This window comes from Dyella lipolytica (assembly GCF_030160075.1).
Lineage (GTDB): Bacteria > Pseudomonadota > Gammaproteobacteria > Xanthomonadales > Rhodanobacteraceae > Dyella_B > Dyella_B lipolytica.
The window spans coordinates 1,071,754-1,085,857 of the sequence record NZ_BSNQ01000009.1; the positions used below are offsets into that span (position 1 = coordinate 1,071,754).

The 14,104-nt window shown below is 62.9% G+C and carries 13 protein-coding genes; 8 read left to right on the forward strand and 5 right to left on the reverse strand.

What is annotated here, in order from left to right; all coding sequences use genetic code 11:
• Positions 1-34: 34 nt before the first annotated feature.
• Both QQL64_RS18045 and QQL64_RS18050 read left to right on the forward strand, forming a co-directional pair.
• Positions 35-2,044, forward strand: a complete 2,010-nt coding sequence (locus tag QQL64_RS18045) for a tetratricopeptide repeat-containing sulfotransferase family protein (protein ID WP_284402129.1) — start codon at positions 35-37, stop codon at positions 2,042-2,044.
• A 237-nt stretch (positions 2,045-2,281) separates the two neighbouring features.
• Positions 2,282-2,947: a PadR family transcriptional regulator gene (locus tag QQL64_RS18050; protein ID WP_284402131.1), complete on the forward strand. Its 666-nt coding sequence runs from the start codon at positions 2,282-2,284 to the stop codon at positions 2,945-2,947.
• A gap of 63 nt (positions 2,948-3,010) precedes the next feature.
• On the opposite strand, the gene QQL64_RS18055 is transcribed toward QQL64_RS18050, so the two are convergent.
• A complete protein-coding gene (locus tag QQL64_RS18055) occupies positions 3,011-5,440 on the reverse strand; it encodes a S9 family peptidase (protein ID WP_284402132.1) in 2,430 nt (809 codons plus the stop codon).
• 168 nt (positions 5,441-5,608) lie between these two features.
• Here QQL64_RS18055 and QQL64_RS18060 point away from each other — a divergent pair, with 168 nt between their 5' ends.
• The 4 genes from QQL64_RS18060 to hemC are packed head-to-tail and all read left to right on the forward strand — an operon-like array spanning position 5,609 to position 9,010.
• The gene (locus QQL64_RS18060; RefSeq protein WP_284402133.1) at positions 5,609-6,274 is read left to right on the forward strand and encodes an alpha/beta hydrolase; all 666 of its coding nucleotides are present in this window, start codon (positions 5,609-5,611) and stop codon (positions 6,272-6,274) included.
• A 31-nt stretch (positions 6,275-6,305) separates the two neighbouring features.
• Entirely contained in the window at positions 6,306-7,367 is a 1,062-nt protein-coding gene (locus QQL64_RS18065) for a sensor histidine kinase (RefSeq protein ID WP_284402135.1), read from the forward strand.
• Entirely contained in the window at positions 7,345-8,049 is a 705-nt protein-coding gene (locus QQL64_RS18070) for a LytR/AlgR family response regulator transcription factor (protein ID WP_284402136.1), read from the forward strand. The genes QQL64_RS18065 and QQL64_RS18070 overlap by 23 nt, the downstream gene beginning before the upstream one ends.
• 43 nt (positions 8,050-8,092) lie before the next feature.
• Positions 8,093-9,010, forward strand: a complete 918-nt coding sequence (hemC, locus tag QQL64_RS18075; protein WP_284402137.1) for a hydroxymethylbilane synthase — start codon at positions 8,093-8,095, stop codon at positions 9,008-9,010.
• Positions 9,011-9,082: 72 nt separating this feature from the next.
• Here hemC and QQL64_RS18080 read toward each other — a convergent pair whose 3' ends face one another.
• Positions 9,083-9,895 carry a DUF481 domain-containing protein gene (locus QQL64_RS18080; protein ID WP_284402138.1) on the reverse strand — a complete coding sequence of 271 codons (813 nt, stop codon included), beginning with the start codon at positions 9,893-9,895 and terminating at the stop codon, positions 9,083-9,085.
• Between the two features lie 87 nt (positions 9,896-9,982).
• Positions 9,983-10,828 (reverse strand): hypothetical protein, encoded by an 846-nt coding sequence (locus tag QQL64_RS18085; protein ID WP_284402140.1) that lies wholly within the window; start codon positions 10,826-10,828, stop codon positions 9,983-9,985.
• 156 nt (positions 10,829-10,984) lie between these two features.
• On the opposite strand from QQL64_RS18085, the gene QQL64_RS18090 reads away from it, so the two are divergent.
• Positions 10,985-11,956 (forward strand): helix-turn-helix transcriptional regulator, encoded by a 972-nt coding sequence (locus QQL64_RS18090; protein WP_284402141.1) that lies wholly within the window; start codon positions 10,985-10,987, stop codon positions 11,954-11,956.
• Between the two features lie 38 nt (positions 11,957-11,994).
• Positions 11,995-12,957, forward strand: coding sequence for a patatin-like phospholipase family protein (locus QQL64_RS18095; RefSeq protein WP_284402250.1), 963 nt, complete (start codon positions 11,995-11,997; stop codon positions 12,955-12,957).
• Here the strand turns inward: QQL64_RS18095 and QQL64_RS18100 are convergent.
• Together QQL64_RS18100 and QQL64_RS18105 are read right to left on the reverse strand one after the other, a co-directional pair.
• Positions 12,935-13,303 (reverse strand): DUF488 domain-containing protein, encoded by a 369-nt coding sequence (locus QQL64_RS18100; RefSeq protein ID WP_284402142.1) that lies wholly within the window; start codon positions 13,301-13,303, stop codon positions 12,935-12,937. The two genes, QQL64_RS18095 and QQL64_RS18100, sit on opposite strands and share 23 nt — an antisense overlap.
• A gap of 69 nt (positions 13,304-13,372) precedes the next feature.
• Positions 13,373-14,089 carry a glycosyltransferase gene (locus QQL64_RS18105; RefSeq protein ID WP_284402144.1) on the reverse strand — a complete coding sequence of 239 codons (717 nt, stop codon included), beginning with the start codon at positions 14,087-14,089 and terminating at the stop codon, positions 13,373-13,375.
• Positions 14,090-14,104 lie beyond the last annotated feature (15 nt).

The window sequence follows — 14,104 nt, forward strand, 5'->3', positions numbered from 1 at the left end:
CGCCCCCATTTTTTGATGGTTTTCTCTTATTCCCATGAACGCTACGGCCACCGACCCGACCCTCTCGCCGCTGGAGCTTGAAGTTCAGCGCATCCGCCAGCTGCATGCGGACGGGCAACATGCGCACGCCTTGCAGGCAGCCCAGACGTTGTTGGCCGAGGTACCCGACGATGTCGATGCGCTCTATCTTGTCGCCCGCAGCCAGCGTTACCTGGGACAGATCGACGCCGCGTTGCAAACGCTCGCGCGCTTGGAACAGCAACGTCCTCATTACAGTCGTGTGCACGAGGAGCGCGGTCACTGTTACGTGGTGATGCGCGATGCGCCGCGTGCGATCGACGCGCTGCTGCATGCAGTCAACATCAACCCGGCACTGCCTTCGAGCTGGAACCTTCTCGAAGGTCTTTACCGCATGACGGGCGATACCGCCAACGCGGCGACCGCTGCCTCGCATGTAGCCACGCTCAAGCGCTTGGCGCCCGAGATCGTGCGCGCGACCAGCCATTTCTCGGATGGCGAATTCGACCCGGCCGAACAAATCATCCGCGCCTATCTGCTCAAAGCCGGCAACGATGTCGAGGCAATGCGCCTGCTCGCCCGCATCGGCCTGGCGCGCGACGTGCTCGACGATGCCGAAATACTGCTCGAAGCCGTGTTGAAGATCGCCCCGGATTTTCGCGCGGCACGCTACGACTATGCCTGCGTACTGCTCGAGCGGCACTTGTACAAGCGCGCCTGCGAGGAGACCGAGAAGCTGCTGGCCGTCGATCCCCGGCATCTCGATTACCGCGCGCTTTACGCCAGCGCGAACGTCGGCCTTGGCGAACATGAGCGCGCAATCGCGCTATATCGAGAACTTCTGCGCGATGCGCCCGGCGCGGCCGATCTGCATCTGTCACTCGCGCATTCGCTGAAAACGCAGGGACGGACAGCGGAATCGATCGAGGCTTATCGCGCCGCAGCTGCGGCTCGGGCTGATTTCGGCGACGCTTACTGGAGCCTGGCGAATCTCAAAACCTATCGCTTCACCGACGAAGAAATCGCCCGCATGCGCGCCGCGGAAGCGGCGCCGTCCACGCAGACCGTCGATCGCTATCACTTGAGTTTCGCACTCGGCAAAGCGTTGGAAGATCGCAGCGAGTACGCCGAGTCGTGGCGCTATTACAGCCAGGGCAATGCGCTCAAACGATCCGAGAGCCGCTATCGCCCCGAGATCATCGAAACCAACACGCACCGACAGATCGACGTGTGTACGCGCGAGTTCTTCGCCAGCCGCGACGGCGTGGGCGACCCGCGTCCCGATCCGATTTTTATCGTCGGCCTGCCGCGCGCCGGTTCCACGCTGATCGAACAGATTCTGGCCTCCCACTCGCGCGTGGAAGGCACGCATGAGCTGGGCGAGATTCCACGCATGGTGCTCGACCTGCAGGGTCGGCAGCCGGACCTGGATGACCCGCGTTATCCGGGTGTGCTGGCCGAGCTCGCGCATGGGGATTTTCTAAGGCTCGGCGAAAAGTACGTGAGCGAGACCCGCATCTATCGCGGCAACAAACCGTACTTCATCGACAAGATGCCGAATAACTTCCGGCATATCGGCTTGATCCATCTGATGCTGCCCAACGCGAAGATCATCGATGCACGACGCGAGCCGATCGCGTGCTGCTTCAGCAATCTGAAACAGCTCTTCGCCACCGGCCAGGAATTCACCTATAGCGTCGAGGACATTGCGCGTTACTACCGGACGTATCTCGATGTAATGCAGCACTGGGATGAAGTGCTGCCGGGTCGCGTGCTGCGTGTCCATCATGAGGACGTAGTCGACGATCTCGAGAGCAATGTGCGGCGAATTCTCGATTTCTGCGGGCTGGACTTCGAACCATCCTGCCTCGAGTTCTACAAGACCGCGCGCAGCGTGCGCACCGCTAGCTCCGAACAGGTCCGCCAACCGATCTTCCGCGACGGCCTCGATCAGTGGACGAAATTCGAGCCCTGGCTGGGTCCGCTCAAGGATGCGCTCGGTGACGCGCTAGTACGTTATCGCTAGACCGGGTCGACTTTCCCCGGAACAGATTTTCGATATACCCCCTCCGCTGCCGCGTCGCCATTTCTGTGTTGTTTGAAATGGCGACGCGGCTTTTTTTCTTGCTCATCATCGACTTAGTCGCCAGACCAAGCTCTCGCCGGCTAGCGCGGCCGGTACCGGCGATGCCCCCAGCCCTTGTAAACGATATAGTTTAGATATATCTTTTTGTCGTTCATTTCGATATATCGGAGTTATGTCATGCACAGGCATTCCATGTTCCACCGCTTCCTGCAACGTCATCACGAAGGGCACTGGGCAGGTCGCGGCGATGATGGCCACGAGGCTTACGAATTCCACGGCGGGCGGGGTCGGCACGGCCCGTTTGGGCATCACCAGGGCGGCGACGCGTTCAGCGATTGGGACGGCCTGCAAGGCGGCGGGCGGCGCGGCGGCAGTCGCATGCTCGGCCACGGCGATCTCAAGCTGCTACTGCTGGCGCTTATCGAGCAGCAACCGCGCCACGGCTACGACCTGATCCGCACCATCGAAGAGATGTTCCACGGGCATTACTCGCCCAGCCCCGGCGCGGTTTACCCCACGCTGACCATGCTGGAAGAGATGGGGCACGCCACGGTGGAAAACGAGCAAGGCGGACGCAAGCTGTATGCGATCACCGACCAAGGTCGTGCGTTTCTTGAAGCCAATCGCGCCGCGGTCGATGCGATGACCGAACGCAATCGCCATAGCGCACGCATGATCGCCAAACTGTCACTGCCGCTGGCGGTGCGCAAGGCGATGCATGCGCTGAAGCATGCGGTGTTGATGCGCGGTGCGGACTGGAACAAAGCGGAAGCACAACGTATCGCGTCGATTCTCGAACGCGCTGCCGCCGAGATCGCCGCGGGCCGTGCGGATGAAGGCTGATACAAACGATGATGGGTTGGGGAGAGCGTAAGCAAACCCCAACCTTCATCGCCGACGCGGCGATCAGTGCGCGGCACCCGGCTTCACCCAGGTTTCGAACAATTCGTCGATGCGACGGTATTCGTCGTACCAAGAATCGGGATGCTCGAACTCGTGACGCTCTAGCGGATACAGCGAGAGCCAGAAGTTCTTTTTGTGCAGTTCGACGAAGCGCTGGTAAAGCCGGACCGAATCGCTGGCCATCACGTTGTCATCGATCAAACCGTGGTTGATCAGCAGCGGATCGCGCAGGTTGGCAGCGTATTCGATCGGTGAACTGGTCTTGTATGCCTCGGGATCGAGCTGCGGATCGTTGAGGATGTTGGCGGTGTACTGGTGGTTGTAGGTAACCCAGTCGGACGGCGGCCGTTGCGCGGCGCCCGCGGCGAATTCGCCCGGCGCACGCAGCAGCGCCATCTCGGTCATGAAGCCGCCGTAGCTGCCGCCGTAAATGCCGACACGCTTCGTGTCCACGCCGTGGTTTTTCACCAGCCAGGCTTTGCCGTCGAGCAGATCCTCGAGTTCCGGGTGGCCCATCTGCCGATAGATCGCCGTGCGCCAGTCGCGGCCATAGCCCTGGGAAGCGCGGTAGTCCAGATCGAGCACCACGTAGCCTTGTTGCACCAGCAGGTTGTTGAACAGCTGTTCGTGCTGATAGTACGTAGCGGACTCACTGACATCCTGCAGATAGCCGGCACCGTGCACGAAGATCACGGCGGGACGCGAAGCGCCGGCGCTTTCATCCGCGGGGCCGTAGTACTTGGCGTAGATCACGCCCGCGCCGTGCGACGACGGCACCTCGACGATCTTCGGCGCAATCCACGCATGCGCGGTGAAGCCGGGCTTCATGGTGTCGGTCAGTTCGCGCGGTGTACCGCCTTGCGCATTCTGCACGGCGAGCTGCGGCAACACGTAGGCCGACGAGTGCAGCACGGCCAGTTGCGTGTCATCCGGTGACAGCGCGTACTGATCGGCGCCGCCGTACTGGGTGACGCGCGTCAACGCGCCGCCGTTCACCGGCACGCGATAGATGTCGTAGCTGTATGGCGCTATCTGGTTGGCGCGCACGTAGAACCATTTACCGTCGGTGGAAAGCTGCGGTTCGTTCACTTCGAATTTGCCGGAGGTCAGCGCCTTCGCCGCGCCATCCACGGGCTTCACATAGAGCTGCGAATAACCGGTCTGTTCGCTGAGGTACCACAGCGTGCGGCCGTCCTTCAGCCAACCGAAATCGTTGAAGATCCAGTTGATCCATGCGTCGTCATGCAGACGATGCTGCGGCACCAAGCTGTGTTTGTTGACATCGAGCGTGGCGATCCAACGATCCTTGCTGTCGATGGAGAGAAACTCCAGCGCGACGTTGCGGCCATCCTCGCTCCACGCGATGCCGGCGCTGCCGCTGTCCATGCTGTACATCGTCACCGGGCGCACATCGGGCGCCTTCAGTGCCTTGGCTTCATCGTCCTTGCCGGCTTTCTGCAGCGCCGCGACGGTCTTCGCGCGGATCGCTTTGAGCGGATCGTCCTTGATGCCGGGCAGATTGTCGGTCGAAATGGGGTACTGCTTGTGCGCAACCAGATCGAGCAACAACACCGACTGCGGTGCGGGATCGTTGCGGCCGACGTAGGTGCGCGCATCTTCGGTTTCGGTGTAGCCCGAGTCGGTGACGTAGTGGATGACGCCCGGTGCTTTGCCGTCATCGTGGTGCGCGGGCTGCGTCACCACCAGCATCCAGTGACCGTCGGGCGAAAGCTCGGTGTCGACCGGCTGGATCTTGTCGCCGAGCCAGAACGGTTGCGGAGCGCGGCTCGGATCGGCGGCGGCCAAATCTTGCTGGTTGGCGTGCACGGCATCCTTGTCGGCTTTGTTCTCGCGCAACTCTTTGAACAGATCGAGCTGTTGCTGGCCCAGTTCGTCGGGCTTTTTCGCCTGCGGGTCGTCGGCGAATTTCAGGATGGCGGCGGGCGCGGTCACGCCACTGGCCAGGTCATAGCTGTACCAGTTGTTGCTCTCGCGAAACTGCAATGCACGGCCATCGGCGGAAAATTGCGGCGCCGATTCGGGCTGCGCGCTGCGCGTGATCTGCACGCGGCGGCCGCTGGCCAGATCCACCAGGAAGACGTCGCCGTGCAGGATGTACGCAGCATGCCGATGCGCGCGGTCGTAGACGGCAGGGCCCTCGGCCTGCGCCATGGCGGCGGCATCCAGCTTGGTGCTTTGACCGTTGCCTGGATCCACGCGGTACAAGTCATGGACCGGGCTGCCGTCGCGCTTGAGGCTGTAATAAAGGTTGCGCCCGTCGACGCTCCAATAGGGATTTTCCACCGCGTGGCCCATCCAGTCCGGAGCGGCCATGATGGTTTCCAGATCGAGCGATCCCGAACCTGGCGCAGTCGCCGCCGCGGCGGGCAACACGATGAGGGCTACGAGGCCGGCGAGCAGCAATCGGCGCATGGAACGCTCCATATGTGGAAACGGGCCAGCATAGCCAAGCGCGCAGGGCTGGCAAGCGCCAAGGGTCCCGTTTCGCTGGGCCGCTTGCGCGCGATACGCTCGGCAGTCGGCCACCTGTCCGCGGAGCGGCTGCTACGATGCCGCTCCGGTGCCTTCTGTTGATGCCTTATGAGCCTGCTTCCCGCCGTCGAAAACGAAACCGCCGCCAATCCCGTCTACAGCGTCATCTGGCTGCACGGCCTTGGCGCTGACGGTCACGATTTCGCGCCGATCGTGCCGCAGTTGGTGCCGCCGCAATCGCCCGCGCTGCGCTTTGTGTTCCCGCATGCACCGGTGCGTCCGGTGTCAGTGAACGGTGGCATGCCGATGCGCGCCTGGTACGACATCCACGGCTTCGATCTGGTATCGCGGCAAGACGAGGCGGGCATACGCCAGTCCATCGCGCAGGTCGAAGCGTTGATCGCGCGCGAGCAGGAACGTGGCGTTCCCAGTGAACGCATCCTGCTTGCGGGCTTTTCGCAGGGCGGAGCCGTCGCACTGGCGGCCGGCCTGCGTCACCCGCAGAAACTTGCCGGCATCATCGCGCTGTCGACGTACCTGCCCATCGCCGACTCACTCGCCGGCGAACGCAGTGCTGCCAATGCCGCGGTGCCGATCTTCTGGGGCCACGGCACGCTCGATCCGGTGGTGATCCTGCAGCGCGGGCTCGATTCGCGTGCCACGCTCGATGCGCTCGGCTACGACGTGGAATGGCATACGTATCCGATGCCTCATTCCGTGAGCCCGGAGGAGATTGCCGATCTGCGCCACTGGATCGGCAAACGACTGCGCTGAAACGCGCTGCGGCTACGGGCATACTGCGCGCATGCCGGATCACACCGCCAAATCCGCTCAATCGCATAGCCCGTTGCCGGACTTTTGCAGCCTGCCGGTGATTTCCGCCTTGCTGGTCGTCGGCGCACTGTGCGTGACGCTGGCGTGGCTGGCGCCGGAAAGCACGCGCGGTTTGCGCGGTTATAGCGTCGGCATGTTGTTTGTAGAGTGGCTGGCGATGGTGATCGGCGTGGCGCTATGCAAGCTGCGGCCGTGGTTGCTGCGTTTGCCGGGCCTGCTGCCGTATGCCGGCGTCTGGCTGGTGATGGTGCTGATCGTGACTGTGGGCAGCATGCTGGCGCAGTGGATGGATGCGATGCTGCAGATGCAGCTCATCCTTTCTCCGTCGCTTGCTTTCGTACGCGATAACGCGCTGATCGCTGCGCTGCTCGGTGCGGCCATGCTGCGTTATTTCTACGTACTGGCCGAATGGCAAGCGCGACTCGCTGCCGTGGCACACGCCAAAGTAGAAGCATTGCAAGCGCGCATCCGTCCGCATTTCCTGTTCAACAGCATGAATACGGTGGCTGCCTTGGTGCGCGTGGATCCGGTAGCGGCGGAGCGCACGGTGGAGAATCTTTCCGAATTGTTCCGCGCCGCGTTGGGGCAACACGACACACACAGCGGTACGCTGGGCGAGGAGTTGCAGTTGGTGGATCGCTATCTGGCGATCGAACAATTGCGCCTGGGCGAACGTTTGCGCGTGCGGCGTGAACTCGACGATTTACCGCTGGATGCGCCGCTACCGGTGCTGCTGTTGCAGCCGCTGGTCGAGAATGCCGTGCGTCACGGTGTACAACCACTGCGCGAGGGCGGCGAAGTGATTCTGCGCGGCGTGCGCGACGCGGACATGCTGCTCATTGAAATTAGCAATCCGCTGGCCGACGGTCCGGCCATCGGTGGCAGCGGTCACGGCTTGAACAACGTGCGTCAGCGTGTCGCGTATCACTACGGTCCGCGCGCCGGCGTAGAAGCCGGGCCGCAGGGCGATCGCTTTGTGGTGCGGCTGCGCTTGCCGATGGAGGTGCGCCATGCGCGTGCTGATCGTCGATGACGAACCCCTCGCGCGGGCGCGACTCGCCGCCTTGCTGCAGGAGTGCGAGGACGTCGAAGTCGCCGGTAGCGTCGGCGATGGCGAAGCTGCGCTGACGATGCTCGCCCAGACACACCCTGATGTGCTGTTGCTCGATATCAACATGCCCGGCATGGATGGCAAGGCACTCGCTGCGCGACTGGCGAATCGCCTGCGCCCGCAGATCGTCTTCTGCACCGCTTACGAAGCGCACGCGGTACACGCGTTCGATCTCGGCGCCGTCGATTACCTACTTAAGCCCGTGCGGCTGGAGCGCTTGCGCGATGCGCTCAAGCGAGTGCGGCAACGACTCGACGCGCAGCCGCACGAACCGGTCGGCTGGTTGCATGCACGCGTGCGCGGCGAGCCCATACGGATGGCGTTGGACGAAGTGATTTGCCTGATCGCGGAAGAGAAGTACGTGATCGCGCACCGAGGCGGCGATCAGCTATTGCTGGACGATTCGCTGCGCCAGCTGGAAGAAACCTATCCCGACCAGCTGATTCGCCTGCACCGCAATTGCCTGGTGCCGGCACATCGGCTGATCGGTCTGAAGACGCTTGCCGATGGCCGTGTGCTGGCCCGGCTGGCCGGCACCGATTTCAGTCCCGAAGTGAGCCGCCGCAATCTGCCCACTTTGCGCAAGCTGCTACGCATGAGTTGACCGGTGCGCGACAATAGAAGCTGTCGCCGTCCCCGGAACCGTCATGACCCCTACTACTTTGCGCATCGCAACCCGCAAAAGCGCGCTTGCGCTATGGCAAGCCGAGCACGTGGCAGGATTGCTGCGCGCCGCCCATCCGGGTCTGCGCGTGGAGCTATTGCCGCTGTCCACACGCGGCGACGAGATCGTCGATAAACCGTTGGCGACGATCGGCGGCAAGGGACTGTTCCTCAAAGAGCTGGAAGTGGCGATGCTGGAAGGGCAGGCCGATCTGGCAGTGCATTCACTGAAAGACGTGCCCGCGGAGTTGGAATCCGGCTTTACGTTGGCGGCGATCCTGCCGCGCGCGGATGCTGCCGATGCTTTCGTCAGCAACGACTACGCCAACTTGGCGGCTTTGCCGCATGGTGCGCGCGTGGGTACATCGTCGCTGCGCCGTCAGGCTCAGTTACGTGGGGCGCGCCCCGATCTGGAATTGCTCGACTTGCGCGGCAACGTCGGAACCCGGCTGCAAAAACTCGACGCCGGCCATTACGAGGCGATCGTGCTTGCGTGCGCAGGGTTGGAAAGACTCGGACTGCACGACCGCATCCGCTCCCGACTCGCTGCACCGACGTGGTTGCCTGCACCGGGGCAAGGCGCCATCGCCATCGAAGCGCGCGCCGATCAGCTTTCCGTGCTGGAAGCGCTGGCCGTGTTGGATGATCCCGACACGCGACTGGCCGTGACCGTCGAGCGCGCCATGAATCACGCGTTGGGCGGCAGTTGCACCGTGCCGGTGGGCGCATGGTGCACGGTTACCGAGCGCGGCCTGCATTTGCGCGGCATGGTAGGCGATGTATCCAGCGGACGCTTGCTGGTGGCCGAAGCCGCGGGCAGCGGCGATGACGCCGTGAAACTGGGTAACGAGGTGGCGCAAGCGTTGTTCGCCCAAGGCGCCGCCGCCTTCCTCAAATCCTGACGTACGCCCATAAAAAACCCCCTCCGTTTGCGCGGAGGGGTGTTGCGCTGGCGATAAAGCCATCGCGCTCGATCAGATGTTGTAGACGATGTTGGTGGTCGCCAGCGTGTCGGTCTTCTTGATGCCCGGCAGCACGACGCTGTTGTGTCGTATCTGGAAGCCGACTTTGATCGACAGCTTCTTGGTCATGCTGACGGCAAGGCCGGCATCGTTCTGGAGATACTTGTTCTTGTCGCCCGCTTCCATCAGGAAGGTATCCTCGAACGCGGTGTTGTCGGTGAGGCGGTATTTGTAGTTCACCAGTCCGCGCGCCACGACTTCGCTCTGACGCGGCTCGGTGAACGGCACCGTGACGCCGTTGCGCGTGATGGTGCCCGGCGCCGGCTGATATTCGGTGTAACCGGGACCGATTTCGAACGAGAGCTCGGTGCGATCGTCCTTGAGCGCGATATAGCCGTAGCCGATCGACAACGTGCCTTGCCAGCGGTTGGCGCCGAAGTCGTCGTGGTCGTAGCGTGCGGCGGTCACGATGTAGCTGCGCGGATCGAGCTTGTAGCCCACCGAGGCGCCGCCATCGTAACGATTAGCCGTGGTATCGAATTGTTTGATCGTCGCGCCGGCCGCGTTGACCTCGTTAACGTCGCCCTTGGAACGCAAGACGTCGAAGAAGAAATTGTTCTTCCACTGATCCGTTTCCTGGTTCAGGTTCAGCTTTGCGTTCAGGTTTTGCGAACGCGAGTTGCCGGTGGTCGAGGCAAAACCCAATTGCCCCGAACCGGTCCAGTTGCCGGAAGGGGTCTGTGCGCCGGAGGAAGTGTCCTGGGCTTGGGCAGCGAACGTGGCCAGGGTGGCAAGCGCCAGACCGGTCATCAGAATCTTTTTCATCGCTGGGGGAGTCCTTTGTTAAAAAGCCGTTGGACTCACCACTTTATCGGGGCGGCTTGAATACCCGGTGAATGTTGCACCGCATCGTCATAAACGGTCTCCGGGCCAGAACGCATCAGGGTCGGCCGATCGGGTGAGGGCGAAGTCGTAGAGCCATAGCTCCAGACTCTTACCGATCACACATGCCGTCGCCGCACCGAGCGCCAGCCAACGGCCGCCGGGAAGTATCGGCACCAGCAGCAGGCTCAGGCAGGGCACCGCACAGATCAGCACGGCGGCGAGAAAGCGGCGCGATTGCAGACCATGGGTACGCCTCCGCTGCTCGCCCAGGCCGGGCTCCCGCAGCGACTGCCAGCCCAATCCATCCACCAGCCCCAGCAGCATGGCCATCAGCAGCAGGCCGATCGCCCACGGCCAGAGCTCGACGGCCCCACCGGTAAGGTTGGCCTGGAAGATGATGCAAACCCACAGCCACAGCCCGCCTCCGTATGAGGCCGACAGCACTCGGCTGACGGGCAGCTGCATGGTCATACCCGCCTGGGTCGCCAGACGCCGGATGCGATAGCCATAGGCACTGGTCACGATGCAGAACAGGCTGCAGAGCATCAAGCCGACGCTGATCAGCCGGGTGGCCCAGAAGCCCTCGTCGCCCCGCGCCAGGCCGGCCAGACCCAGCATCGGCAGATAGGTGGCGAGCGCCAGCAGCGCCTCGCGGGTGGGGCGATGTGCGATACCGATGCGCCAGCCGTGCCACTCCGGCATCACCGGCAACCGCAGGCAGGCTGCCACCAGACCGGCACTCACGAACACGCACCCCAGCGCCAGCGGCACCAGGACATCGCTACGCCCTGCGCTGTAGATCCCTAGCGCCAAAGCCAGGCCGAGCAGCATCCACAGCCCATACCCGCACAGGGCAAGGACCTCCAAAAGCATGGGCGCCAACCCGACGGGCGGGGTTTCCAGGTCGCCGCTAACCGATTGCGATGAATGTGGGGATATATCCATGTGGACCGGGGAAAGTCCGCACGCACGCTTGCGGGCGTCACGTAGCATGCTCATGCTACACAAATCTTGTTGCCGAACGTTGCCATGGATCGCTACGAGCGCATTCTCACTCTGCACCGCCTACTGAAATCGGCTCATTACCCGGTGCCGTTGCCCCGGCTGATGGACGAGCTGGAGTGCTCGCGTGCCACGCTGTATCGCGATATCGCCTTTCTGCGCGATGCGCTGGGGGCGCCGATCGAGAGCGCGGGTGGCGAGCACGCGGCCTTCCGCTACGAAGCCGCCGAAGGTCAGCGCTTCGAATTGCCTGGCTTGTGGCTTACTTCCGACGAACTGGCCGCGTTGCTGGCGCTCAATGAACTGATCGGACGCAGCGGCCCTGGTGTGTTGGCCGGTGCACTCGCCCCGTTCAAGGCACGCATCGAACATCTGCTGTCGGATCGCGCCAGCGGCAAAGCGCTGCCGGTCGAACGCATCCGGGTGATTCCGTGGGGCGAACGCAAACTCGATCAGCAGGCGTTCCGCATCACCGCCGGTGCGGTGCTGGATCGTCGCCAGCTGCGCTTTCTGTATCGCGCACGCACCACCAACAGCGAAAGCCGCCGCACCGTTTCGCCGCAGCGACTGACGCATTACCGCGACAACTGGTACCTGGATGCCTGGGATCACGACCGCGAAGCGCTGCGCAGTTTCGCCGTGGATCGCATCGCCGAACCGCATACGCTGGAAGCGACCGCCAAGGATGTCGCGGAGAACGACCTCAACGATCTGCTCGCTTCCAGCTACGGCATCTTCGCCGGTAAGCCCAAGGCGTGGGCCACGATCCGTTTCTCCGCTCATGCGGCGCGCTGGGTCGCCGACGAGCATTGGCATTCGCAGCAGAAAGGCAACTGGCTGCCGGATGGTCGTTACGAGCTGCAGCTGCCGTATTCCAATTCGCGGGAGCTCTTGATGGACGTGCTCAAGTACGGTCCGGATGCCGAAATCGTCTCGCCTCTGCCGCTGCGCGAGGAAATGAAGATCATGCTGCAGCTGGCGCTGGGCGGGTATCAGTAACCCTCCCCCACGCGTTCTCTCGCGTTACCATGTCGGTGATGCCTGTCACCGATACCAGCGTTAAAGACGTCGCGGCGAAGGACATGCCCCGCAAGCCCACCGTCGCGCTGGCGCTTGGCGCGGGCGGTGCGAAAGGATTGGCGCACATCGGCGCTATCGAGGAACTCGAGGCACAAGGTTTCGACATCGTCGCCATCGCCGGTTGCTCGATGGGCGCGGTGATCGGCGGCATCCATGCGATGGGCAAACTCGATATTTATCGCGACTGGGTCTGTTCGCTGGACAGGTTCGATGTGCTGAAGCTGGTGGACTGGTCGTTTTCCTTTTCCGGTGGCGGCTTCATCAAGGGTGACAAGATTATCGATACCTTGCGCGACTTGATCGGCGATACCAGCATCGAGGAATTACCGATCGCGTTCACCGCGGTCGCCACAGATATCGAACGCGAACGCGAGGTATGGCTGACGCGTGGTTCGTTGTTCGATGCGATTCGCGCCTCGATCGCGATACCTACGCTATTCCGTCCGCATGCCATCGATGGACGCCTGCTGGTGGACGGCGCGCTGCTCAATCCTGTGCCCGTTACGCCCCTGATTCGCGAATCCGCCGATTACCTGGTCGCCGTAAGCATCGATGGACCTGCCGAAACCACATTGGCAGAGGAAATTTCCGCCAGCGAGAACCACGGTAAAGGCGGCATCGGTCGCCTGCTGGGTCGATGGCTTCCCAATGGTGGCGAAACGAAGGCCACCGAGAGCAAATCGCGCGACCCGGGCGCGTTGGATCTGCTTCGCCAGTCGATGGATCTGATGCAAGCCAATCTTTCGCGCTTGCGCCTTGCCGCGTATCAGCCGGACCTGCTGGTGCAGCTGGCGCGCAATGTGTCGGGCGCTTACGAGTTTTATCGCGCACGTGAACTTATCGAGTTGGGACGCGAGCGGACGCGCGCGGCGCTGGAATCCTGGAATCCCGGCCGCCCTAGCCCACACCGTTCGCCTTGATCCAGTTATCCAGATACATCTTCAACGCCACGGCCTGGTTATGTTCCTCGTCGCGCGCGCTGTACAACAGCGTGACGCGATGCCGTTCGGCCCGCGTCGCCAGCGGTTGCCAGAAAGAGGTGTGTGCATCCAGTTCGCTTGCGTAGCGGTGCCGGAAACATTCCCAGCGCGCAGGGTCATGGCCGAACCATTGGCGCAGCGCGGTGGACGGCGCCACTTCTCTTGCCCACACGTCCAGGCCCGCGTCTTCCTTTTTCAGGCCACGCGGCCATACGCGATCGACCAGTACGCGATAACCGTCCACCTTGGTGGCCGGTTCGTAGATACGTTTGACGGCGATGCTCACAAACGGCCTCCCTCGCGGGACTACGACCATCAAGCATACGCCGAGGTCATGCGGCCGGTGTGATGCCGCTCAGATTTCCTCGACGCGAGTGACCTTGGCCCGGCGCATCAGCCACGCCACGCCACGCAGGTCGGCGACGCCCACCCACAGGCGATCGAGCATGCCGTACTTGGAGGTGCCGGCGGTACGCGGGCGATGTCCGACCGGCACGCTTTGGCTGCGAAAGCCCGCGCGCTTGACCAGGGCCGGCAGGTAGCGGTGCATGTGATCGAAGTACGGCAGCCGCAGGAAAACGTCGCGCTCGAACAGCTTGAGGCCGCAACCGGTATCGGGCGTGTTATCGCGCAGCATGCGCGAACGCACCGCGTTGGCGACCTTGGACGAAATGCGCTTGTTGAAGCTGTCGCGGCGCGTGGTACGCCAGCCGGCGAAGAGTTTGGTCTCCGCGTCGGCCGCATCGCGTGCGGCGAGCAGCTTGGGGATATCGGCCGGATCGTTCTGGCCGTCGCCGTCCAGTGTGGCTATCCACGGCGCACGCGCGGCGCGCACACCGTTCCACACGGCCGTGCTCTGCCCGCTGCGGCTGACGTGATGCAGCACGCGCAATTCCGGATAGCTCGCCTTCTGCGCATTCAGCACCGCGCGGCTGTCGTCGCTGGAATCATCGTCGACATAGACGATTTCGAACGCGACCTTGCCACGCAACGCAGCGGCGATTTCGGCGAGCAGCGGAGGAATGTTGTCGCGTTCGTTGAAGACGGGCACGACGACGGAAAGTTGCGGCATGGATAAGGCCTTGTC